At 72.6% G+C, this 21674-nt stretch carries 23 protein-coding genes; 18 read left to right on the top strand and 5 right to left on the bottom strand.

Going from position 1 to position 21674, the window contains the following annotated elements:
- Positions 1-587: 587 nt before the first annotated feature.
- From ABZ780_RS31055 to ABZ780_RS31080, 6 genes are all read left to right on the top strand, one after another.
- Positions 588-1346, top strand: coding sequence for a class I SAM-dependent methyltransferase (locus tag ABZ780_RS31055; RefSeq protein ID WP_357488311.1), 759 nt, complete (start codon positions 588-590; stop codon positions 1344-1346).
- 240 nt (positions 1347-1586) lie between these two features.
- Positions 1587-2063 carry a CrcB family protein gene (locus tag ABZ780_RS31060; RefSeq protein WP_357488312.1) on the top strand — a complete coding sequence of 159 codons (477 nt, stop codon included), beginning with the start codon at positions 1587-1589 and terminating at the stop codon, positions 2061-2063.
- Positions 2060-2422: a fluoride efflux transporter CrcB gene (gene crcB / locus ABZ780_RS31065; RefSeq protein ID WP_357488313.1), complete on the top strand. Its 363-nt coding sequence runs from the start codon at positions 2060-2062 to the stop codon at positions 2420-2422. Before ABZ780_RS31060 ends, crcB begins: the two co-directional genes overlap by 4 nt.
- Positions 2423-2538: 116 nt before the next feature.
- Positions 2539-3063 (top strand): PadR family transcriptional regulator, encoded by a 525-nt coding sequence (locus ABZ780_RS31070; protein ID WP_357488314.1) that lies wholly within the window; start codon positions 2539-2541, stop codon positions 3061-3063.
- On the top strand, positions 3060-3740 hold the full coding sequence (locus ABZ780_RS31075; protein ID WP_357488315.1) for an ABC transporter ATP-binding protein: 681 nt from the start codon (positions 3060-3062) through the stop codon (positions 3738-3740). Before ABZ780_RS31070 ends, ABZ780_RS31075 begins: the two co-directional genes overlap by 4 nt.
- Positions 3737-5896 carry an FtsX-like permease family protein gene (locus ABZ780_RS31080; RefSeq protein ID WP_357488316.1) on the top strand — a complete coding sequence of 720 codons (2160 nt, stop codon included), beginning with the start codon at positions 3737-3739 and terminating at the stop codon, positions 5894-5896. Before ABZ780_RS31075 ends, ABZ780_RS31080 begins: the two co-directional genes overlap by 4 nt.
- Before the next feature lie 66 nt (positions 5897-5962).
- Here the strand turns inward: ABZ780_RS31080 and ABZ780_RS31085 are convergent, their stop codons facing one another.
- The gene (locus ABZ780_RS31085) at positions 5963-6298 is read right to left on the bottom strand and encodes a hypothetical protein (RefSeq protein WP_357000603.1); all 336 of its coding nucleotides are present in this window, start codon (positions 6296-6298) and stop codon (positions 5963-5965) included.
- Between the two features lie 119 nt (positions 6299-6417).
- On the opposite strand from ABZ780_RS31085, the gene ABZ780_RS31090 reads away from it, so the two are divergent.
- The 5 genes from ABZ780_RS31090 to ABZ780_RS31110 all read left to right on the top strand — a co-directional run bounded on the left by ABZ780_RS31090 (position 6418) and on the right by ABZ780_RS31110 (position 11283).
- Entirely contained in the window at positions 6418-6999 is a 582-nt protein-coding gene (locus tag ABZ780_RS31090; RefSeq protein ID WP_357000600.1) for an RNA polymerase sigma factor, read from the top strand.
- The gene (locus ABZ780_RS31095) at positions 6992-7723 is read left to right on the top strand and encodes a hypothetical protein (protein WP_357488317.1); all 732 of its coding nucleotides are present in this window, start codon (positions 6992-6994) and stop codon (positions 7721-7723) included. Before ABZ780_RS31090 ends, ABZ780_RS31095 begins: the two co-directional genes overlap by 8 nt.
- Positions 7724-7819: 96 nt before the next feature.
- Complete coding sequence (locus ABZ780_RS31100; RefSeq protein ID WP_357488318.1) at positions 7820-8281, top strand: hypothetical protein; 462 nt, start codon at positions 7820-7822, stop codon at positions 8279-8281.
- Positions 8282-8408: 127 nt separating this feature from the next.
- Positions 8409-10592 carry an RNA polymerase recycling motor ATPase HelR gene (helR, locus tag ABZ780_RS31105; RefSeq protein ID WP_357488319.1) on the top strand — a complete coding sequence of 728 codons (2184 nt, stop codon included), beginning with the start codon at positions 8409-8411 and terminating at the stop codon, positions 10590-10592.
- A gap of 10 nt (positions 10593-10602) precedes the next feature.
- Complete coding sequence (locus ABZ780_RS31110) at positions 10603-11283, top strand: hypothetical protein (RefSeq protein WP_357488320.1); 681 nt, start codon at positions 10603-10605, stop codon at positions 11281-11283.
- Positions 11284-11476: 193 nt separating this feature from the next.
- On the opposite strand, the gene ABZ780_RS31115 is transcribed toward ABZ780_RS31110, so the two are convergent.
- Both ABZ780_RS31115 and ABZ780_RS31120 read right to left on the bottom strand, forming a co-directional pair.
- Complete coding sequence (locus tag ABZ780_RS31115) at positions 11477-12373, bottom strand: aldo/keto reductase (RefSeq protein WP_357488321.1); 897 nt, start codon at positions 12371-12373, stop codon at positions 11477-11479.
- Positions 12374-12446: 73 nt separating this feature from the next.
- Positions 12447-13667 carry an MFS transporter gene (locus ABZ780_RS31120; RefSeq protein WP_357488342.1) on the bottom strand — a complete coding sequence of 407 codons (1221 nt, stop codon included), beginning with the start codon at positions 13665-13667 and terminating at the stop codon, positions 12447-12449.
- A 206-nt stretch (positions 13668-13873) separates the two neighbouring features.
- Here ABZ780_RS31120 and ABZ780_RS31125 point away from each other — a divergent pair, with 206 nt between their 5' ends.
- Positions 13874-14863, top strand: coding sequence for a LacI family DNA-binding transcriptional regulator (locus ABZ780_RS31125; RefSeq protein WP_357488322.1), 990 nt, complete (start codon positions 13874-13876; stop codon positions 14861-14863).
- 187 nt (positions 14864-15050) lie between these two features.
- On the opposite strand, the gene ABZ780_RS31130 is transcribed toward ABZ780_RS31125, so the two are convergent.
- Positions 15051-15467: an NUDIX domain-containing protein gene (locus ABZ780_RS31130; RefSeq protein ID WP_357488343.1), complete on the bottom strand. Its 417-nt coding sequence runs from the start codon at positions 15465-15467 to the stop codon at positions 15051-15053.
- Between the two features lie 201 nt (positions 15468-15668).
- On the opposite strand from ABZ780_RS31130, the gene ABZ780_RS31135 reads away from it, so the two are divergent.
- From ABZ780_RS31135 to ABZ780_RS31160, 6 genes are all read left to right on the top strand, one after another.
- Positions 15669-16448: a DUF3153 domain-containing protein gene (locus ABZ780_RS31135; RefSeq protein WP_357000584.1), complete on the top strand. Its 780-nt coding sequence runs from the start codon at positions 15669-15671 to the stop codon at positions 16446-16448.
- A gap of 145 nt (positions 16449-16593) precedes the next feature.
- Positions 16594-16938 carry a hypothetical protein gene (locus ABZ780_RS31140; protein ID WP_357000581.1) on the top strand — a complete coding sequence of 115 codons (345 nt, stop codon included), beginning with the start codon at positions 16594-16596 and terminating at the stop codon, positions 16936-16938.
- 11 nt (positions 16939-16949) lie between these two features.
- A complete protein-coding gene (locus ABZ780_RS31145; RefSeq protein ID WP_357488323.1) occupies positions 16950-17558 on the top strand; it encodes a glycine zipper family protein in 609 nt (202 codons plus the stop codon).
- Positions 17555-18253, top strand: a complete 699-nt coding sequence (locus tag ABZ780_RS31150; RefSeq protein WP_357488324.1) for a carboxypeptidase regulatory-like domain-containing protein — start codon at positions 17555-17557, stop codon at positions 18251-18253. Before ABZ780_RS31145 ends, ABZ780_RS31150 begins: the two co-directional genes overlap by 4 nt.
- A 23-nt stretch (positions 18254-18276) precedes the next feature.
- Positions 18277-19545, top strand: a complete 1269-nt coding sequence (locus ABZ780_RS31155; RefSeq protein ID WP_357488325.1) for a phage tail sheath subtilisin-like domain-containing protein — start codon at positions 18277-18279, stop codon at positions 19543-19545.
- Positions 19546-19548: 3 nt separating this feature from the next.
- Positions 19549-20031 carry a phage tail protein gene (locus ABZ780_RS31160; RefSeq protein WP_252415558.1) on the top strand — a complete coding sequence of 161 codons (483 nt, stop codon included), beginning with the start codon at positions 19549-19551 and terminating at the stop codon, positions 20029-20031.
- 742 nt (positions 20032-20773) lie between these two features.
- On the opposite strand, the gene ABZ780_RS31165 is transcribed toward ABZ780_RS31160, so the two are convergent.
- Entirely contained in the window at positions 20774-21271 is a 498-nt protein-coding gene (locus ABZ780_RS31165; protein ID WP_357488326.1) for a hypothetical protein, read from the bottom strand.
- Positions 21272-21674 lie beyond the last annotated feature (403 nt).

The raw sequence follows: 21674 nt of genomic DNA on the forward strand, positions 1-21674 counted from the left end.
ACCGGGACGGTCCCGGCTCGCACCTCGCGTGATCGACACCGCATCGCCGACGTGGGGGTAACCAGGACGGTCCCGGCTCGCACCTCGCGTGATCGACACCGCATCGCCGACATGGGGGTAACCAGGACGGTCCCGGCTCGCACCCCGCGTGATCGACACCGCATCGCCGACATGGGGGTAACCGGGCGCTCGGATACCCCCATGTCGGCGACATGGAGTCGATCACCGGGTGGCCGGACGGTGCCGACCGGGCGCGGCCGGCCGTTCAGCCGTTCAGCCGGCCTGCCGCCGGACGGATGGACGGCCGGCCGGCCGGACGGACGGGCCAGCGGGCAGCGGGTCGGGAGCCGGGGTAGCGGGCCGGGGCCGGGCGGCGGCAGGCGGCAGGCGGCAGGGCGTCGACCGGCGACGCCCGCTCGGGACCTCCGTCGACCGGGCAACCTGACCCGGGAATGCGCGGTGCGCCGGGCCGGGCGGATGACCGACCCGGCGCACCTCTGATCATCGCGTTGCCAGTCTCTCGCAGTTGCAAATTATGTGCAACAAGCTCTGGACATCTGCCGCGAGACGTAACTAGCCTGTTCGGCATGACTCCTTACATGATGGATTCCTGGGCGTGGCAGGAGAGCTGGGACCGCCAGCAGGAGGCGTACATGCCGGACCGGGAGCACCGGTTCACCGCGATGCTCGACGCCCTCGACGCGGTCCTCGATGGCCGGCCGCCACGCCTGCTCGACCTGGCCGGCGGCACCGGCACCATCTCGCTGCGGGCCTTGGCGCGCTTCCCCGGGGCCGAGGTGACCCTGCTGGATCTGGACCCGGCACTGCTCGCCATCGCCGGCGCCTCGCTGGCCGATCGGGCCACCATTGTCACCGCCGACCTCGGCACCCGCGAGTGGCGCTCGGCGCTCCCCCACCAGGAGTACGACGGCGTGCTCACCGCCACCGCGCTGCACTGGTTGCCGGGCGACCGGCTCGGCGCGCTGTACGGCGAGATCCGCGACGTGCTGCGACCGGGCGGGATCTTCGTCAACGCCGACCACATGCCCGACGACACCCTGCCCGAGCTGACCAAGCGGCTGGCCGACCGGGCACGCGACCGCCGCAACGCGCGGTACGCCGCCGGCTCGGTGCCGTCCTGGTCGGACTGGTGGGCGCGGGCCGGCGCGGACCCGACGCTGGCCCCGCTGGTCGCCCAGCGGCACGCCATCTACCCGAGCGGCCACAGCCCCGAGTGGAACCCTCCGGCGTCCTGGCACCTGACCGCGCTCACCGCAGCGGGGTTCACCGAGGTCGGAACGGTGTGGCGCGGCGGCTCGGACGCCGCCGTCGCGGCCGTGCGCTGAGCCGCCGCCGTCGCGCCGGCACGGCAGCACGGGCACGACGGCACTGCGGCACGGACCGACGCCGCCGCGTGCGTTGACCTGCCGTCGAGCGCGCCGCTGAGCGGGCGCGGCGATATGCTGACGCCCGGAACCGCAGTGGTTCCCGGCGGTGGGGCCCGCCGTCCCGCGCAGGTCGGGAGAACCGCGACGTCGCTCGCCAACGGTCCCTGCCAGTGATGCCCGTGCTGGTGGGGAGGCCCCGTGTCAGAGCCGTTCGAGCCGCGTACCGACCCCGACGTCGACCTACGCGTCCGCGCCGACCGGCGGGAGCTGACCGCCCGGCCCGCGACGATCCTCGCCACGATCGCGGTCGGCGGGGTGCTCGGCGCGCTGGCCCGGGCCGGCCTGCAACACGCCGTCCCGCACCCGCCGACCGGTTTCCCGTGGGCGACCTTCGGCGTCAACCTGTCCGGCTGCCTGCTGATCGGCGTGCTGATGGCGGTGCTCGGGCACCTCGGCGGCGGGCACCCGCTGGCCCGCCCGCTCCTCGGGGTCGGGGTGCTCGGCGGGTTCACCACGTTCTCCACCTACGCGGTGGACGTCCAACAGGCGCTGGTCGCTGGTGCTCCGGGCATCGCGTTGGCGTACCTGGTCGCGACGGTGCTCGGGGCGCTCGTCGCCGTCGGGCTGGGCGACGCCGTCACCGGCGGACTGCTGCGGCGCAGGGCAGCCCGATGAGCGTCCTGCTCATCGCGCTGGGCGCGGCCGTCGGGGCACCGCTGCGCTACCTCACCGACCGGGCCGTGCAGTCCCGGCACGACTCGGCGTTCCCCTGGGGAACGCTGACCGTCAACGTGGTCGGCTCGCTGCTGCTCGGCGTACTCGTCGGGTTGCCGGCCGGCCCGGCGGTCACCGCGTTGCTGGGCACCGGGTTCTGCGGCGCGCTTACCACCTACTCCACCTTCAGCTACGAGACGCTGCGCCTGGCGCAGGCCGGCAGACGACTCCTCGCGCTGGCCAACGTGTCGGTCAGTGTCGCCGCCGGGCTCGCCGCCGCCACCGCCGGCTACGCCCTGGCCCGCGGCCTGACCGGCTGACCGGCTGACCGGCTGACCGGCTGACCGCTCCACCCAACGCACGCCCGAGACCCGTCGCGGCCCACAACACACCGAGGGTATATACGCGGGGTATACCCTCGGTGTAGTCTCCTGGCATGAGCGTGCCACTGACCCTTCTCGGCCTCCTCGAACGGGAGCCCAGCCACGGCTACGACCTGAAGCGCGACTACGACGCCTTCTTCGGGCGGGGCAAGCCGCTGCCGTTCGGCCAGGTCTACTCCACCCTCAGCCGGCTGGCCCGGGACGGGAAGGTGGTGATCAGCGACGTCGCACCCGGCTCCGGCCCCGACCGCAAGCGCTACATCATCACCGACCGGGGTGCGACCGAGGTCGAACAGTGGCTGATCCAGCCGGTCGATCCGGAGCCGCACCTGCAGACGGTGCTCTTCGCCAAGGTCGTGCTCGCGCTGATGCTGGACCGTCCCGCCGACGAATACCTCGACACCCAGCGCAGCGCACACCTGCGGCGGATGCGCGAGCTCACCGAGATCAAGCGCGCCGGCAGCCTCGTCGACGCGCTGCTCGCCGACCACGGCCTCTACCACCTGGAGGCAGACCTCCGGTGGATCGAGATGACCGGCGCCCGACTGGACGCCCTGAGAAAGGCGGTGCGGCCATGAGCGTCGTGATCGAAGCACGCGACGTGGAGTTCTCCTTCGGCCGGACGCCCGCGCTGCGCGGTGCCAGCCTCGCCGTGGACGCGGGCGAGATCCTCGCCGTCATGGGCCCCAGCGGCTCGGGCAAATCCACCCTGCTGCACTGTCTGGCCGGCATCCTCGTGCCCGACTCCGGGGAGGTCCTCTTCGACGGGGCCCGGGTCGACACCCTGGCCGAGACCGCACGCAGCAGTCTGCGTCGGGACCGCTTCGGGTTCGTGTTCCAGTTCGGCCAACTCGTCCCCGAACTCACCGCAGCGGAGAACGTCGCCCTGCCACTGCTGCTCAGCGGGGTACGCCGGACGGAGGCGCTGCGCAGGGCGTACACCTGGTTCGAGCGCCTCGGCCTGGACGGCATGGAGCAGCGCCGCTCGGGCGAGCTGTCCGGCGGGCAGGCGCAGCGGGTCGCCCTCGCCCGCGGTCTGGTCGCCGAGCCGCGGGTGCTCTTCGCCGACGAGCCGACCGGCGCGCTCGACTCGCTCACCGGCGAGCAGGTCATGGACCTGCTGGTCAGCGCCGCCCGCGAGCAGGGCACCACGGTCATCCTGGTCACCCACGAACCCAGGATCGCGGCGTACGCCGACCGCGAGATCATGGTCCGCGACGGGCGCGTGAACGCGCCGGACCGGATCGCCTCGTGATCGGCTTCGGGCTCCGCCTCGCCGTGGCCGGCGGCCGGGAGGCGCTCACCCGACTGGCCATCATCGCCGCCGCCGTCGCGGTCGGCAGCGGGCTGCTGCTGACCACCCTCGCCGGGGTCAACGCCGTCAACACACAACTCACCCGGTACGCATCGATGTATCCCAGCGCCTCGGCGGGCGGCGGCGACGTCGACCCACTGTGGTGGTCGACCCGGGAGGACTACTTCCACGGCAAGCAGATCATCCGGATCGACGTCGCCGCCACCGGTCCGGACGCGCCCACCCCGGTCGGCATCCCCACCACTCCCGGTCCCGGGGAGTACTACGCCTCGCCCTCTATGCAGAAGCTGCTGGCCACCCAGCCGGCCGACCAACTGGGCGACCGCTACCCGGGGCGTGACCTCGGCACCATCGGGCCGGCCGGGCTGGCCTCCCCGGGCAGCCTGCTCGTCGTCATGGGCGGCACCCCCGACGAGGTCGCCAAACTGCCCCTCGCCAAGCGGGTCACCAGCGTCGGCGACGCGCCCGCGCTGCCCGAGACCACGGTGAACCTCATCCTGGGTGTGGTCGCCGGCGGGCTGCTGTTCCCGGTGTTGATCTTCATCGGCACGGCCACGCGGCTCAGCGCCGCCCGACGCGAGCAGCGCTTCGCCGCGATGCGTCTGGTCGGCGCGACACCGAAGCAGATCTCGGTGGTCGCCGCGGTGGAGGCGGCCACCGCCGCCGTCGCCGGCACCGCCGTCGGCTTCCTGCTGTTCGCCGCGTTCCGCGGCTCGCTCGCCGGCATCCCGTTCACCGGCATGCCGTTCTTCCCCAGCGACATGTCGCTGGGCGTGCTGGACGTCCTCCTCGTCGCGCTCGGCGTCCCGGCCGGCGCGGCGGTGGCAGCCCAGGTCTCGCTGCGCCGGGTACGGATCTCGCCGCTGGGCGTCACCCGCCGGGTCACCCCGAGCGCGCCGAGCGCGTACCGGCTGATCCCGCTCCTGCTCGGCGTCGGTGTGCTGGTGTTCGCGCTCGGCTACCGGCCCGAGACGTCCGGCGGCCAGACGGCCATCTTCCTGCCCGGTCTGCTGCTCATCATGGCCGGCCTGGTCCTCGCCGGCCCGTGGTTGACGATGGTCGGCGCCCGCGTCATGGCCCGGTACGCCGGCCGCCCCGCCACCCTCATCGCCGCCCGGCGCCTCGCCGACAACCCGAAGGCCGGTTTCCGGGCGATCAGCGGAATCATGCTCGCGCTCTTCGTCACGAGCGTGGCCGTCGGCACGATCACCACGATCGTGGCCGAGCGCGGCCCGGCGCCGATCGGCTCGACAGAGGCGGGCACCGTGTCCATGTACTTCGGGGAGAAGTCACCGTCGGCGCCCGACACACTGCTCGCGGATCTGCGCGCGGCCACCGGCGTGCGGCACGCGACCGCGGTCGTCGAGAACCCGGACATGATGAGCGCCAGCGAGCCCGGCCTGATCGCGTGCACGGACCTTCCGAGCGCGTACGGCCGGTGTGTCGACGGCGCGGATGTGGCCGAGGTGGCGACGGGTCTCGTCCCCTTCCGGGAGTCGGCGTCGTCCACAAGGGTCTGGCCGGCCGCGTCGGTCCCGCTCGGCGACCTTCAGCGGCTGCCGGTGATGTCGATCGTCGTCGGCACCGACGGGTCCGCCGCCGCCGTGGAGCGCACGCGCACCGTCCTCGAGACCACCTTCCCGGCCTTCCGGGTGGCACCGAACGTGCCCGGCGACTTCGAGTCGGAGTTCGCCAACACGCTGCGCGGTTGGGAACAACTGGCCAACGTCACCATCATCACCAGCCTCGCGCTGGCCGGGTGCAGCCTCGCGGTCAGCGTGATCGGCGGCCTCACCGAACGCCGACGCCCGTTCAGCCTGCTGCGCCTCAGCGGCGCACCGGTGCGGGTCCTGCGTCGGGTGGTCGCGTTGGAGAGCGCCGTACCGATGCTCGCCGTCGCCGGGGTCGCCGTCGGGATGGGTCTGCTCGCCGCGCACCTGTTCCTGCGGGCGCAGATGGCCTACACGCTCATCGCGCCGGGGCCGGGCTTCTACGGGATCGTCCTCGTCGGGTTGGCGGCCTGTCTCGGCATCATCGCGTCCACCCTGCCGCTGTTGGAGAGCATCACCGGCCCCGAGACCGCCCGCAGCGAATGAGCGCCGGGCCCGGTGGTCGTGAGAGCGACCACCGGGCCGAGGACGGCGGCCAACCGCCGCCGGATCTCAGCGGGCGTGGCGTTCCGGGTGTGCCCGGTTCCACACCCGCATCCGCTCCGGATAGCCGGTGCGGGCCGCCTCGTAGAGCGGCACCGCGTGCTTGCGGGCGATGGCGCCCGCCGCGCGCGGCGTGCCGGTCCGGCGGCGGATCCACTCGCCGTCGTGGGCGATCGCCATCACTGTGGTGTCGGTCGCGGTGGTCTCCGGCTCCAGGTAGAACTCCACCCCCTGCCGGCTGGTGACGAACGCCTCCAGCGCCGCGAGGTCCTCCCGGGTCGCCTCCCGGTCCAGCTTCGTCGGGGTCGCCTCGGTGCCCCGGGACCGTCGACTGAACCAGCCCATGCCCCACCCCTCTCCTCGACGTCCTCCAGTGCACCACCGAATCCTGGCAATACGCTGCACGCCAGGTGGGAGTGACCTGGTCGAGCCACGGATGGAACCTCCGGAGCGCGGGCGGTGTCATGAGTGTGACCCAACCGGAGGCACCCCTGGACGACGACGTGCTCGTCACCCGCGCTCGGGCAGGTGACCTGGAGGCGTACGACCTCCTGGTCGCCCGGCACACCGCGTCCGCGTACCGGACGGCGGTGCTGCTCGGCGCGGGCTCGGACTCCGAGGACGTCATCCAGGAGGCGTTCGTGAAGGCGTACCGCAGCCTTGTCCGTTATCGGGGCGATTCGTCCTTCCGGTCCTGGCTGCTGGCGATCGTCGCCAACGAGACCCGCAACCTGCACCGGTCGCGCAACCGGCGGGACGGGCTCGTCCTGCGGGCCGCGGCGGCGAGCCCGGCGTCCGGGATCGCCGGGGACGACGCGGTCGACGCGGTCCTGGCCGGGGAGCGCCGGGTCATGCTGGTGGGGGCCCTGCGTCAACTGCCCGAGCGGGATCGCGAGGTGATCGTCTGCCGGTTCCTCCTCGACCTCAGCGAGGAGGAGACGGTGGCGATGCTGGGCTGGCCCCGGGGCACGGTGAAGTCGCGGACCTCGCGGGCACTGGCGAAGCTCCGCGGCCTGCTCGACGGTGCGGAGGTCCGGCATGGGTGACCTCGAAAGGGAGCTGCGCGACCTCTCGGCCTGGTTGGAGACACCCGACGCGCCCGACGTGACCGCGCGCGTACGCGCACAGCTCACCGCGCCCCGTCGACGCCGGTGGCGCCTGTACGCCGTCGCGGCGCTCGTCGCCCTGCTGGTGGCGGCGCTGCCGCCGGGACGGGCCGCGCTCGCCGACGCCGTCACCGGGCTGCTGCGCTTCGCCGGAGTCACCGTCGCAACGTCGCCCGCCCCGGAACCGCCCACCGGCACTCCGTCGCCGTTGCCGTTGCCGTTACCGTTGCCCGCGCAGCGGGCCGCAGCTCTGGACGAGGCGCAACGGGCGGTGCGCTTCCCCATCCGCCTCCCGGCGGGGCTGGGCGTACCGGAGCGGGTGCTGGTCGCTGACCCCGACGGCGCGGGCAGTTACCGGGTGGCGACGCTGCTGTACGACGGGGGCGCGCTGCGCATCGACGCCTTCGATGGTCGTCTCGACCTGGCCTTCCACAAGCAGGCCAGCAGCCCGGTGGCGGAGTGGACGCAGGTCAACGGCGACTTCGCCGTGTGGGTCGATGGCCCCCACACCCTGACCTATGTGGACCGGACCGGGCAGGTGAGAACGGAGACCGGCCGGCTCGCCGCCTCGACCCTGATCTGGCAGGACCGTGGCGTGAGCTACCGACTGGAGGGCGACCTCACCAGGCCCGAGGCGATCGCGATCGCCGAATCGCTGCGCTAGCGGAACCTGGCGGGCTCGGCCGGTGTCGTGCTGGTGAGACGTACGTCCACACTGGTCGGGAGGGGCGAGATGGGTTCCTGGGGCAGAGTCCTACTGGTGTCGGCGGTCCTGCTGGCGGGCTGCACGAGCGGCCAGCCAGCCACGCCGGACGGCGTTCCGGCCACCGGCACGTCGGCCGGATGCGGCTCGCGGGTCGAGACCGGGGCCCTGCCGGACTGGGCGGACGCCGGGTTCAGCGGGGACGCCCGCGTCCCGCACGTGTTCGGCGCGAAGGGCGACATCGTGGCCGTGCTGTTCGGCCACCCGCTGACGCAGGTCAGGTCAGACGGGTCGAGCAACAAGATCCTGTGGGTCTCCCGCCCTGCCCCGACGTCGTCCGACACGCTGGCGATCACCGCGACCCTGGACGGCACCGACACCAGGGTGGCCCGGGAGGTCGCGGGCGGTCCCGGTCCGTCGATCATCGACCTGCCTCAGGCGGGCTGCTGGCACCTGGAGCTCCGATGGGCCGGGCACACCGACACGATGGCCCTGGTGTACGCCGAACAAATGCCCTGACCGGGTCGAGGAAAAGGGAGGTACCTACCCACTCCCTTCCACTCTCAACATATACCGCAGGCGGGGCCTTGTGGCAAGACCCGGGTGATGCCCCAGAATTGCCGGGCCAACGCCATAACCTGCGGAAATGGGAGTCACAAGAATGCGGGCTGATGACGTCAAGCCGCTGACCACAAGCGTGTTCGACCTCCCCGACCGCCTGCGCGCCAAGGCCGACCCGACGCTGATCGCCCGCGACGAGCACCACTTCACGGCCATCGCGGAGAGCCTGGAGCAGGCGTTCGCCGACCTGTCCGACCGCCTCGACACCGCGCGCAGGGCGCCCGCCGGCAAGGGCCGGCAGGCGTCGGACCGGGACCAGGAGGTCCGCCGGTTGACCGGCCGGCTGCGGACGCTGCGGCGCTTCGGTCTGGATCTGTGCCTCGGGCGCATGGTGAGCGCCGACAACCTCGACCCGGTGTACGTCGGACGACGCGGCCTCACCGACAGCACGGGCCGACGGTTGCTCCTCGACTGGCGCTCCCCCGCCGCCGAGCCGTTCTTCGGGGCGACCCACGCCTACCCGATGGGGCTGGCGAGCCGCCGCCGGTACCGCTGGACCCTGGGCCGGATCACCGACTACTGGGACGAGGTGTTCGCCCCGGACGGGCTGGAGGGGCACGTCGCGCTCGACGACCAGTCCGCCTTCATCGCCAGCCTGGGCAGCAGCCGGTCGAGCCGGATGCGGGACGTGCTGAGCACCATCCAGGCCGACCAGGACGCCATCATCCGCGCCGGATCCAGCGGCGCGCTCGTCGTCGACGGCGGGCCGGGTACGGGGAAGACCGTCGTCGCGCTGCACCGCACCGCCTACCTCCTCTACGCCGACCCGCGCCTCGGTCACCGACGCGGCGGCGTGCTGTTCGTCGGGCCACACCAGCCCTACCTGGCGTACGTCGCCGACGTCCTGCCCAGCCTCGGCGAGGAGGACGTGCAGACCTGCACCCTGCGGGACCTGGTCCCCGAGGGCGTCGGAGCCACCATCGAGACCGACCCCGACGTGGCCCGGCTGAAGTCGTCCGCGGAGCTGGTGACGGCGATCGAGGCGGCCGTCCGGTTCTACGAGGAGCCACCGTCCACCGCGATGACGGTCGAGACCGAGGACGCCGATCTCAGGCTCGGCGCCGACGACTGGGCCGAGGCGTTCGAGGCGCCGGGACCCGGCACACCGCACAACGAGGCGCGGGACGAGATCTGGGAGGCGCTACTCACGATCCTGCTGGACAAGTACGACGGCGACGAGCCGGAGGGCCTGGTCCGCGGGTCGCTGTCGCGTAACCGGGAGCTGCGGACGGCCTTCAACCGCGCGTGGCCGCTGCTCGACGCGGCCGACCTCGTCGGAGACCTGTGGTCGGTGCCCGCCTACCTGCGCAGATGCGCTCCCTGGCTCAGCACCGACGAGGTCCGCACGCTCCAGCGCGGCGACGCCCGAGCCTGGACGGTGTCCGACCTGCCGCTGCTGGACGCGGCACGGCAGCGGCTCGGCGACCGGGAGGCGTCCGGACGCCAGCACCGGCACGACGCCACCATCGCCGTCGAACGCGAACGCATGGCCGAGGTCGTCGACGACCTGATCGAAGCCCACGCGTACGACGACGGTGAAGGTGTGCTGTCGAGCCTGCGCCAACTGGACCTCCAGGACGCCCTGGTCGACGAGGCCGCGCTGCCCAGCGTCGAACCGGACCTGCTCGCCGGCCCGTTCGCACACATCGTCGTGGACGAGGCCCAGGAGTTGACCGACGCCGAGTGGCAGATGCTGCTGCTGCGCTGCCCGTCGCGGAGCTTCACCATCGTCGGGGACCGCGCCCAGGCCCGGCACGGGTTCACTGAGTCGTGGCGGGAACGGCTCGAACGGATCGGGCTGGACCGGATCAACCTGGCCACCCTGAGCATCAACTACCGGACGCCCGAAGAGGTCATGGCGGAGGCTGAGCCGGTCATCCGGGCCGTGCTCCCGGACGCCAACGTGCCGACCTCGATCCGCGGCAGCGGCGTCCCCGTCGTACACGGATCTGCTGTTGATCTGGATTCGGTCCTCGACACCTGGCTCGCCGCGCACGCCGAGGGCATCGCCTGCGTCATCGGCGATCCCACCTTAGCCGCGACGCCCCGCGTCCGGTCGCTGACCCCGGAGCTGGCGAAGGGGCTCGAATTCGACCTGGTCGTGCTCGTCGACCCCGACGCGTTCGGCGAGGGCGTCGAAGGTGCGGTCGACCGCTACGTCGCGATGACCCGCGCGACCCAACAACTCGTCGTCCTCACGAGACCCTAGGCTGCCGGACGTGGACGAGGACGTGCGGAGCGCGGCGGCCCGTAACAACGCCGAATGGTGCGACGTCGTCTGCGGCAGTCACGGGGTGGCCGGCCGGTTCGACGCCGATGCCTGGTCGACCCCCCGCCGCTCCCCGACCTGGTACCCGGACGCCGTGACCCTGCGCCCCGGCGTCGACGCCGACGCCCTGCTGGCCCGGATCGACGCTGGACCCGGCGCGTCGGTGAAGGACAGCTTCGCCGACCTCGACCTCTCCGGGTACGGCTTCCGGGTGCTCTTCGACGCCCAGTGGATCCACCGCCCACCGACGGACCCACCGGCCGACCCGCCGCTCACCCGGGTCACGACGCCGGACCGGTTGGCCGCGTGGGCGGTGGCGCACGGCGGCGGGGAGCTGTTCCAGCCGGCCCTGCTGGCCAACCCCCGGGTGCGGGTGCTGGCCCGGTACGACGATCGGGGCGAGGTTGCCGGCGGCGCGGTGGTCAGCGGCGACGGCGTGTACGGGGTCTCCAACCTGTTCGCCCGTACCGCCGAACCCGACGAGGTCTGGCGCGGGGTGCTCGCCGCTCTGCCCCGGCTGCCGCTGGTCGGCTACGAATCCGGCCCCGATCTCACCCCCGCCCTCAAAGCCGGCTTCACCGCGGTAGCACCCCTACGAGTCTGGCTCCAGGCGACCCCCCAACCCCGTTGATCGACGGGCTAACCCCGTTGATCGACGGACCCAGCCCCGTTGATCATGAAGTTAGCGGCGCGACACGCCGATATCGACGGCTCTAACTTCATGATCGACGGGCCGGGCCGGGCCGGGCCGGGGCGGGGCGGGGCGAGCCGGGGCGGGGCGGGGCGAGCCGGGGCGGGGCGGGGCGGGGCGGGGCGGGGCGGGGTCAGGTTAGGAGGGTTAGGTCTTCTTTTGTCAGGTTGAGGTTGGCGGCGGCGATGTTGGCCTCCAGGTGTTTCGGGTTGTTGGTGCCGGGGATGGCCAGCACGTGGGGGCCCTGGTGGAGGGTCCAGGCCAGGCGTACCTGGTGCGGGGTGACGCCGTGGGCTCGCGCGACGGCTTCCACGGCCTCGCCCTGCTCGGCGCTCGCGCCCGCCTCCCGACCAGTGCCGGCCACCGCGAAGAACGGCACGTAGGCGATCCCCCGCTCACCGCAGAGCCGCACGAACGCGTCCTGCTCCCGGTAGGCGTCCACCCCGTAGTTGTTCTGCACGCAGACCACGGGCGCGATGCCCGCCACCTCGTCCAGCTGCTCGGGCCGGACGTTGGAGAGCCCGAGGTGCCGGATCAGCCCGGCGGCGCGCAGCTCGGCCAGCGCGCCGAAACGATCGGCCAACGGCACCGGGCCGACCCCCCGGCCGAGCCGCAGGTTGACCACGTCCAGGTGGTCGCGGCCGAGCCGGCGCAGGTTCTCCTCGACCTGGGCACGCAACTGCGCCGAGGTGTACGCCTCGGTGAAGCCCTCCACCGGGTCGTACCCGAAGCCGACCTTGGTGGCGATCACCAGATCCTCCGGGTACGGGGAGAGCGCCGCACGGATCAGCTCGGTGGCGTACCGGGCCGGCCCGGTGCCCACCCGCAGCGTCCCGCCCGGCGAGACGTAGAAGGCGGCGGTGTCGATGTGGTTGACGCCCAGCTCCACGGCGCGGCGCAGCAGGGCGACGGCCCGGTCCCGGTCGGGGTTCGCGGTGATCCGCATGGAGCCGAAGCCCATCCGGTGGACCGTGCGGTCGCCCAGGGTCCAGCTGCCCGCCGCGGCGGCGGTGATCTCCTCGATTGGCACCGGGCGACCGTAGCGAGCCGGGGTGCGGCCCGCAGTCGGCCGCGCACCCGATACCGCTGAGCTGCCGGCCGGGTTAGATTTTGGGGGTAGGGCGGGCCGGCTCGGCGGCGTGTGACGGACGCAGCACCGGCACCAGCAGCAGGGTTGGCAGCAGCAGCAACGGCACCACCAGCAGCGCGCGCAACATGCCCACGTGGTCGCCGAGCAGCCCCAGCAGCGGCGGGCCGGCCAGGAACGCCGTGTAGCCGATCACCGCGACCACGCTGACCCGCACCGGTGCGTGCGCCTCCTCGTCGGCTGCCGCGCTCATCCCGACCGGGAAGCCCAGCGACGCGCCGAGGCCCCACAACGCGACACCGACGATCGCCACCGGCCCCGAGCCGGCCAGCACCGCCAGGCCCGCGCCGAGCACGGCGAGCCCGATCGTGCCGCTGAGCACCGGCACGCGACCCCACCGGTCCAGGGCGACGGTGCCCGCGGTGCGCCCCAGGGTCATGCCGACGACGAAGACACCGAAGACGGCCGCTCCCGCCGCCTCGCTCACGTCCCGGCCATCCACGAACGCGACCGCCAGCCAGTCGTTCGCAGCGCCTTCGGTGAACGCCGCGACCAGCACGAACAGCCCGATCAGCAGGGTACGGGGCTCCCGCCACGCGGCGAGTTGCGCCCGGCGACGGCCCGCCGGGGTGGCGTCCGCCGGGTCGCCGACCGGATCGTGCACCGACTGCGGCAGGTACGTCCGTGTGGCGAGCAGGGTGCCGGTCAACACCACCACCGCCACCGCGCAGAGATGCGCGCCGACCGCCACGTCCAGGCGGGCCGCCCCGGCGCCGAGCCCTGCGCCGGCCACCGACCCGAGGCTCCACGCCGCGTGGAAACGAGGCAGGATGGTACGCCCCAACCGTCGCTCGACCGCCACACCCTCCACGTTCATCGCCACGTCGCAGGCGCCGGAGCCGTAGCCGAAGAAGAGCAGCCCCACCGCGACGACGACCACCGACCCGGCGACCGTCGCGCCCAGCCCGGCCACGGTCAGGCCGACCGCCACCAGCACGGTGGCGAGCGTCACGGTGCGGGCCGGGCCGAGACGCTGGGAGAGCAGGCCAGCCGTGGGCATGGCGAGCAGCGCGCCGACGCTCATCGCCAGCAGCAGCAGACCGAGCCGGCCGGCGGAGAGATCCAACGCCTCGCGGACCGCCGGCACCCGGGAGAACCAGCTGCCGACGGCCAGGCCGTTCAGGGTGAAGGTCACGGCCACACCGTTGCGGGCGAACCGGACGACCCTCGACGGCAGATCGGTGTCCGGGGCGACAGTTGAGCTGGTGGGGGCGCTCACGTGGGGTGGTTCCTCTTCCTCGGGGGGCGATCTTCTTGCACGATCGCACACCTGAGAGCGCTACCACCACAAGCGGGTTACGGCCCCTTACCAGGGACGCCACGGCCGGGGATGATTCCTGGCAGGCGTACGTTCACCCGGACGGCGACCACGGGGAGGGCACGATGACGACAGCGGCACACCGACCGGCCACCCTGGAGGACGTCGCTCGCATCGCCGGGGTGTCCCGGTCCACGGCCTCGCGGGTGATCGCCGGGACCGGGTTCGCCTCGCCGGCCGCGCGGGAAAGGGTGGCGGTGGCCGTCGACCAGCTCGGCTACGTGCCCAACCCGGCCGCCCGAGCGCTGGTCCGGGGCGGCGGCGTACGGCTGGTGGTGGCAGTCGCGGGGACCAGCGAAGCGGTGCTGGACGACCCGTACGTCCACCGGGTCGTCGGATCGGCCGCCCGGGTCTGCGGGCCAGCCGGCGTCGGGGTGGCACTGCACTGGCTGCCGCTCGGCGAGCGGAGGCCCCTCGACCAACTCGCCGGGGACCGCAGCGTGTGCGGCGTGGTGCTGGTCAACACCACCGAGGATCTGCTGGCCGCCGTGCCACGATCGCTGCGCGGCCGGGTGGTCTCGATCGGCATCGGCTCGGCCACCGTCCCGTCGTTCGACGTCGACAACGCCACCGGCGCCGGCGACGTGCTGCGCCACCTGTACGCCACGGGCCGCCGCCGGATCGCCATGGTGACCGGCCCCCAATGGCTCCCGTGCTCCCAGCGCCCGGTGGCGGCGTACCGCCGGTTGATGCACCAGGCCGGCCTGCCGGAGCGGGTGCTGCCCGGTGACTTCACCGCCGCGCGTGGCCGGGTGGCGGCCAACGAGGCGATGCGCCGCTGGCCGGACCTCGACGCGATCTACGCGATCAGCGACGAGACCGCGTTCGGGGTGATCGCGGCGCTGCGCGACGGCGGGGTACGCGTGCCCGGCGACGTCGCGGTGGCCGGCTTCGACGACATCCCGTTGGCCGGACTGACCACCCCGGCGCTGACCACCGCGAGTCACCCGGTGGGGCGGATCGCCACCGCCGCAGCCATCGCAGTGCTGGACAGCCGCCCGGCCGCACCGGTGACCGTCTTCCCCTCCGCCCTGGTGACCCGAGCCAGCGCCTGACGCCAACAGTCACAGGAAACGCGGCAGCCCCTACCCGAAGGACTCACGAGCGCCAGGCTCCCCGCCCGGCCCTCGGCCAACCCGGCCCGGTCGATCATGGAGTTGTGGTGCCTCGCAAAAGCCGTGCATCAGCCTCAATCGCCCACCACAACTCCATGATCGACGCGCGAGGCGGGCGCGCGTGGGCTTAGCTGGCGGGGGTTGTGTCGGCGTACTCGGGTGAGGTGAGGAACCGGGTCAGCACCTCGATGGTGCCCGGCGTGTAGGGGCGACCGTCGAGCACCTCGTCACCGGGCACGAAGAGCATCGCCGCGCCCTCGCCGAGCACCACGTCCTCCTGCCGGGCGTGGGTGCTGCCGACGAAGTAGTGCACCTCCAGGCCCAACTCGGTCAGCGACTGCACGGCGAGCGGGCGTAGCGGACCGTCGGCGCGTAGGCCGGTCTCCTCCCACAGCTCCCGCTCGGCGGCCTGCTGCGGGGTCTCCCCCGCCTCGCCGTAGCCACCGGGCAATCCCCAGACGTTCGGGTAGAAGGCGGCGTTGCCGTCGCGCAGTTGCAGCAGCACCCGCCCGTCGGGATCCACCAGTAGCACACACGCGTTCATGAGCACCTCCGCAGCCTATGCCAGCGGGCGCCCCGGGGGCGGAACGGCGGCGTTAATCGGCGCTGGGCCCAAAACTCCAGAATAGCCATTCGCGCTGGGATCGACCTCATCCTAATGTGACAGCCCACCGGTAAGATCGGCGACTGCGTTGTGACTGATCGCTGACTGCTCATGGTGAAAGCGATCACACACACTGACTCCATGAACAGGAGAGTCAACCGCGGCAAGGCACTCCGCGTCGCGGTGTGCCTCCTTCTTCTCGCCGCTCTGAGCGGCTGCATGCAACTCAGCATGGGTCTCACCGTGAACGCCGACGACACGGTCGACGGGCAGCTCCTGCTAACCGCGCAGAAATCCCTGCTCAGCTCCCGGAACAAGAACATCCCGGCGGCCTTCGCGGAGCTGCGGCAGAACATTCCCGCGCTGCCGCCCGGCGAGGAGACCGGCTACGAGGACAACAAACTCTTCGGCACCCAGATCAGTTATCACCGGGCGCCGCTGGCGGGCTTCGACAGCGACAGCGTCAAACTGGTGCGGGATGGCGATTTCTACCGTTTCACGTTGTCGCTCGACCCGAAGAAATACGGCGGGAAAATAGCCCAGCAGAATCCCCAGCAGCAGCAGGCCTTCCTCAAGTTGATGTCGTTCGAGATCTCGGTGACATTTCCCGGCCGGGTGATCGACACCAATGGCACCGTCAACGGCCGGTCGGTCACCTGGAAGGTGGACTCCAACCAGGACAAGCCGACCGAGCTGCGTGCCGTCGCCGAGGCGCCGCCCCGACCCTCGGGCTCGCCGGTCGCCGCCGCCGACGCAGGCGGGTTCCCGTGGCTGCTGATCGTCGGCGGCGTACTCCTGGTGCTGGTGCTCGCCGCGGTGGGCGTACTCCTGCTGCGACGCCGACGCCCGACGGCGCCGGCCGCCGGCGCCCCGACCACGCCGCCCGCCTCCGGCCCGACCTCGTCGGGGCCGCCCGGCTGATCCACTCGGTGGCCGGCTCTGCCGGCCGCGCCCGGCCCCGGCCGCCCCGCGACGACGGCGACCGGCGTCGGTGCTCCCACCCGGGAGCACCGGACCTCACCACCACCACATCCCGGTCGCACCATCGCAGAAAAGGGGGATCGCCGTGAACGATCTCTTCACCTGGGCCGCCCTCGGCAGTCTGGCCGGCGCGAGCGCCGCCACCCTGCTGGCCACCAACGTCATCGGCGGGCTGATCGGTCCCAGCGGGGACAAGGCCCGCAAGTGGATCGCCATCGGCATCGCGCTGCTGTTGTCCTACGTGACCGCGGCGTTCGCGGACGACGCCGGCGGCGAGAAGTGGATCATCGCGTTCTTCAACGCGCTGGTGATCTTCTCGGCCGCGCTCGGCGTCAACCAGATCCCGCCCGGCAACCGGCAGGCGACCCAGGCGTCGCCAACCCAGCTCGCGCAGGGTCGCGAGCCCCGTGTCTTCCGCTCCTGGGTCTGAGGAGTGTCATCATGATCTTCGGAATCATCAGCGCGGCGGTCCAGGTCATCCTGGGCGCCCTGTTCGGTCTCCTGGCCGGCGGCCCGATCGGGCTGCTCATCGGCGCCGTCGTGGGCCTGCTGGTCGGCGCGGTGTTCGGCTGGGCGGTCGCCTCCGCCGGGGTGTACGCGCCGGACGCCCGCGGCATCTTCCTCTTCGTCGTCGACCACACGTGGAGCCTGCCCAACACGGTCGTCGGGGCCATCTACCTGGCCGTGCACCTGATCTTCGGGCACTCGCTGGACCGGCCCACCTCGTCCGGCAGCGGCCGGGTCAGCGTGGTGGAGGGGGTCTCGCCCCGCTACGCCACCACCATCGGCACCGTCTGCGCCGGCTCCAGCTCCGGCATCCAACGGCACGAGGACGTGCACATCTTCCAGGGCCGCCTGCTCGGCCCGCTCTACATCCCGCTGGTGCTGGCCAACTACGTGCTGTTCACCATCGCACCGGTCTGGCTGCTCTACCACGACCACACCAACGCGCCGATCAACCGCTTCACCCGTTACTTCGAGATCGGCGTCTACCCGCACGTGTGGAACGAGGCCATCGCGTACCGGATCCAGGGGACGCCGCCGCGATGAGCACCGACGGGCGCGGACCGATCGAGACGGCCACCGCCGAGCTGGCCGCCTGGCTGACCAGCGCGGCGGGGGAACCCGTCCCGATCGGCCCGCCCCGCACCGACGGCGACGCCGCCGGGCTCACCCTCTGGCCCCTCGACCTGCGCCCGGCCCGGCAGACCCGCTCCAGCGGCGCGGTCCGCGAGCCGTACCGGTTCACGGTCCGCTACCTGCTCTGCGTGAGCGGGCCGGCCGGGCTGCCTCGACTGGACCGGGTGCTCACCGCCGCGACCAGTGACGGCAGGTACCCGGTGGTGTTGGAGGCCGGCGACGCTCCGCTGTGGAGCGCGTTCGGCGCCGCGCCCCGCCCGGCGCTGCTGATCGACGTACCGGCACAGGTGGACCACCCGACGCCGGCCGCGCCGCCGGTCCTGCAACCGCTGCGGCTGCGCCAGCTTGAGGTCCGCACGCTCACCGGCCGGGTGGTCGGCCCCGAAGACCAACCCCTTGCCGCCATGCGCGTCGAACTGCCCGCCACGGCGTCCGCCGTCCGGACCGGCCCCGACGGCCGGTTCCGCATCGGCGGGGTGCCGCACGACCCCGAACACCCCGCGCCGGTACGGCTCCGACTGAGCGGGCGCGGGCTCGTGCTCACCGCCGACGTCGACGCGGGCGAGGACGACATCGTCATCGTCTGCGCGCCACCGACCCACTGACGCTCACCCGCACAGGAGGACCGATGCCCAGCTACTTCTCCCCCGGCATCTACGTCGAGGAGGTCCCCAGCGGCGCCCGACCGATCGGACCGGCGAGCACCAGCATCGCCGCGTTCGTCGGCGTCGCCCCGAACCGCACCGCCCAACTGGGCAGGGCGGTGCCGGTCAACAACTGGACCGAGTTCCTGAGGCTGTTCGCCGACGGGGACCAGACCGAGAGCACCCCACTGGCGCGAGCCGTCTTCGGCTTCCTGGACAACGGGGGCGCCCGTTGCTGGGTGGTAAACGTCGGCGAGGGCGGCGCCATCACCGGCACCGGCCAGCGCCGCGCCGGCCTGCAACTGCTGGAGGCGGTCGACGAGATCTCCATCATCGCCGCGCCCGGTTTCCACGACGTGGTGTCCCACGAGGCCCTGCTCAGCATGGCCGAGCGGACCCGCACCATGGTGGCGATCTGCGATCCGGCTCCCGACATCGACGACATCGCCGCGCTGACCAAGGTCGCCACACCGTCCTCCGGCAAACCCCCGAAACCCGCCGAGGGTACGGGCTCTGCTGGCTCTGCTGGCTCTGCTGGCTCTGCTGGCTCTGCTGGCTCGGGTGGCTCGGGTGGCGCGGAGGGGGCGGCGTACCGGCCCCGGCAGTCCGAGTTCGGCGCGTTCTACTACCCCTGGCTGCGGGTGCGCGACCCGATCAGCGGGGAGTTGGAACTCACCCCGCCGAGCGGGCACCTCGCCGGCATCTGGGCCCGCACCGACGCCCTGCGCGGCGTGCACAAGGCACCGGCCAACGAGCCGGTGCGCGGTGCCGTCGACCTGGGCTACCTGGTCACCCGACCCGAGCACGACGTGCTCAACCCCAAGGGCGTCAACGTGATCCGCTACTTCGCCGGCGAGGGCATCCGCGTCTGGGGCGCCCGTACGCTCGCCGCCGAGGCCAGCGAGTGGCGCTACCTCAACGTACGTCGGCTCAGCATCGCCATCGAGCAGGCCATCGCCAACGGCACCCGCTGGATGGTCTTCGAACCGAACGACTTCACCCTCTGGCGCTCGATCCGACGCGACATCGGGGCGTTCCTCACCCGGGTGTGGCGTGACGGCGCGCTGCTCGGGCGCAGCCCCGAGGAGGCGTTCTTCGTCAAGTGCGACGAGGAGACCAACCCGCCGGACGTACGCGACGCGGGCATGGTCATCGCCCACATCGGCATCGCCGTCGTCAAGCCCGCGGAATTCGTGGTGTTCAAGCTGAGCCAGTGGGCCGGCGGCACCGAGACCGAGACGATCGGAGGCTGACCTATGCCCACCACAGCCACCCCGCAGCCCGGCGCCCCGGTCGACCCGTACCGGGCGTACAACTTCCGGCTGCTCATCAACGGCGTCACCAACGGCCACTTCACCGAGATGAGCGGGCTGGAGGTGAACATCCCCGGGCAGCCGTACCGCGAGCACGGCCTCGGCCGGATGCGGATGGTCCCGGGCCAGGCCGAGTACGAGCCGGTGACGCTGCACTTCGGCCTCACCGCGTCCCGCGAGCTGTGGGACTGGGTGAACGCCACCGCCCAGGGCACCCTCAACCGCCGCAACGTGTCGGTGGTGCTGCTGGACTCGGTGGGCACCGCCGAGGTGCTGCGCTGGAACCTGATCGACGCCTGGCCCACCCGGTGGCGCGGCGCGCACCTCAACACCCTCAGCCACGAGATCGCCATCGCGTCGCTGACGCTGCGCTACGAAGGCCTTGAGTTGGAGTCCGGCGGTGCCACCGCGCCGACCCCCGCGTAGCTGGCTGGCCGGTCAGCTGCGCTCGGCCGCCGGGGCGGTGCTGCGCCTCGCCGGCCAGGTCGAGCACGCCGACGCGACCACGCACCGTCCATCGGATCGGCCGTCGGCGCAGAGCCGGCTGACCGTGCTACCCGGCCCGGCCTCGGGCAGGCCGGCGCCGACGGACGTCCGCGAGGCAACGCCACGCCGGTTCGGGGAACCACCGCGGCACTGGCTGGACCTCGTCGCGGCCCACGCCCCCGGGCTGCTGCGCGAACTGGACCTCGACCGGCCCCCAACCGGCCACCAGGACGAACGCTCCGGCGTACCCCATTCGACCGGGTGGGCCAGCGAAGACGCCGGCCCGGGACGGCCGTCCCCCGCCGACCCGGCGGGCCCGGTCGCGGCGGCGGGCAGGTTCCCGGAGTCAGGCACCAGCAGCTCGTTCGGCGTGGCCGGCTCGGCTGGTGTCGGTGGAGCTGACGGTTTCGGGGTGCCGAGTGACCCGGCGAGCGGCGGAATGCCGCTGGGACGCTCGTGGATGGCCAGTTCGACCGACCATGGCAGCTCGACAGGGAGTCACTCTGCCGCCCCAGCCGGACCATCCGCCACGCGAACCCGCCCGACGATCCGCCCCGCAGTACCCCACCCCACCAGTGCCCGCCCCACGTCCGACTGGCCAGCCCAGATCTTGGAAGATTCCGGCCCCTCCAGGGGCGGTTTCCTTCCAAGATCTGCTGCGACTCCGGACGGCGGTCGGTACTCAGGGGGCTGGGGTTGGTTTGGGACGGGTTTGCGGGGTTGGGGGCGGTCCGCATCGGAGGCGCGAGGGCGTTCGGTGGGGGCGACCGCGCATGGGGCTGACGATGGGTTCGGAGGCGAGCGAAGCGAGTTCGGGGGCAACCCGCGCGCCTTCCAGGACGACCCGCGAGGGCTCGGGCACGACACACGATGGCCTGGTGACCAGCGCGGCTTGGCGAGCGGCCATCGGCGATCCGGCGACAGCCAACGCGGAATCGACGGCGACCAACGCGCAGCCGACGGCGAGCAACACGGGATCGGCGGCGACCAACGCGCAGTCGAGGGCGACCGACGCCGAGTCGAGGGCGGTCAGCGCGAAGTCGACGGCGACCAACGCGGGGTCGGCGGCGATCAGCGCGCAGTCGTAGGCGACCAACGCGAAGTCAAGAGCGACCAGCGCGAAGTCAAGAGCGACCAACGCGGAGTCGAGGGCGGCCAGCGTGGAGTCCGGGGCGGCCATCGCGGAGTCGAGGGCGGTCGGTTCGCACCGAATGATCCGGGCGCTCGTGGTGATCTCGGCAGGTCGGCGGTGGACGGCGGATGGTCTGAACGGGGTTCGCGCGAAGTCCCCTGGCCGGCCGGGCAGAGCGGTTCGGCGGCTGCCGCGTTCGCGGCGGGCGCGAGGCCGCCCGGTACGAGGGCCGTCGAAGGTTCCGGGGCGACCGCCGCAGGGTTGACAACAGAAGCCGGGCTCGCGGCAGAGGCCGGGTTGACAGCCGGGGCCGGGCTCGCGGCACGGCACGGGTCGACAGCGAGGGCGGCGCTCGCGGCAGGGACTGGATTTGCGGTAGGTGCGGGGTTTGCCGCCGGCGCCGGGTTCGTAGCTGGAGGCGGCTTGGGTAGCCGGTTCGTAGCGGGTGGTG

Origin of the sequence: Micromonospora sp. NPDC047467 (assembly GCF_040643095.1) — a bacterium.
Taxonomy (GTDB): Bacteria; Actinomycetota; Actinomycetes; order Mycobacteriales; family Micromonosporaceae; genus Micromonospora.

Excerpts from the sequence above, each read along its gene's own strand:
- ABZ780_RS31055 (WP_357488311.1), top strand. The coding sequence starts at position 588 with ATGACTCCTTACATGATGGATTCCTGGGCGTGGCAGGAGAGCTGGGAC.
- crcB (WP_357488313.1), top strand. The coding sequence starts at position 2,060 with ATGAGCGTCCTGCTCATCGCGCTGGGCGCGGCCGTCGGGGCACCGCTG.
- ABZ780_RS31150 (WP_357488324.1), top strand. The coding sequence starts at position 17,555 with ATGAGCACCGACGGGCGCGGACCGATCGAGACGGCCACCGCCGAGCTG.
- ABZ780_RS31090 (WP_357000600.1), top strand. The coding sequence starts at position 6,418 with ATGAGTGTGACCCAACCGGAGGCACCCCTGGACGACGACGTGCTCGTC.
- ABZ780_RS31070 (WP_357488314.1), top strand. The coding sequence starts at position 2,539 with ATGAGCGTGCCACTGACCCTTCTCGGCCTCCTCGAACGGGAGCCCAGC.
- ABZ780_RS31155 (WP_357488325.1), top strand. The coding sequence starts at position 18,277 with ATGCCCAGCTACTTCTCCCCCGGCATCTACGTCGAGGAGGTCCCCAGC.
- ABZ780_RS31165 (WP_357488326.1), bottom strand. The coding sequence starts at position 21,271 with ATGGCCGCCCCGGACTCCACGCTGGCCGCCCTCGACTCCGCGTTGGTC.
- ABZ780_RS31125 (WP_357488322.1), top strand. The coding sequence starts at position 13,874 with ATGACGACAGCGGCACACCGACCGGCCACCCTGGAGGACGTCGCTCGC.
- ABZ780_RS31095 (WP_357488317.1), top strand. The coding sequence starts at position 6,992 with ATGGGTGACCTCGAAAGGGAGCTGCGCGACCTCTCGGCCTGGTTGGAG.
- ABZ780_RS31145 (WP_357488323.1), top strand. The coding sequence starts at position 16,950 with ATGATCTTCGGAATCATCAGCGCGGCGGTCCAGGTCATCCTGGGCGCC.
- ABZ780_RS31135 (WP_357000584.1), top strand. The coding sequence starts at position 15,669 with ATGAACAGGAGAGTCAACCGCGGCAAGGCACTCCGCGTCGCGGTGTGC.
- helR (WP_357488319.1), top strand. The coding sequence starts at position 8,409 with ATGGGAGTCACAAGAATGCGGGCTGATGACGTCAAGCCGCTGACCACA.
- ABZ780_RS31160 (WP_252415558.1), top strand. The coding sequence starts at position 19,549 with ATGCCCACCACAGCCACCCCGCAGCCCGGCGCCCCGGTCGACCCGTAC.
- ABZ780_RS31075 (WP_357488315.1), top strand. The coding sequence starts at position 3,060 with ATGAGCGTCGTGATCGAAGCACGCGACGTGGAGTTCTCCTTCGGCCGG.
- ABZ780_RS31085 (WP_357000603.1), bottom strand. The coding sequence starts at position 6,298 with ATGGGCTGGTTCAGTCGACGGTCCCGGGGCACCGAGGCGACCCCGACG.
- ABZ780_RS31130 (WP_357488343.1), bottom strand. The coding sequence starts at position 15,467 with ATGAACGCGTGTGTGCTACTGGTGGATCCCGACGGGCGGGTGCTGCTG.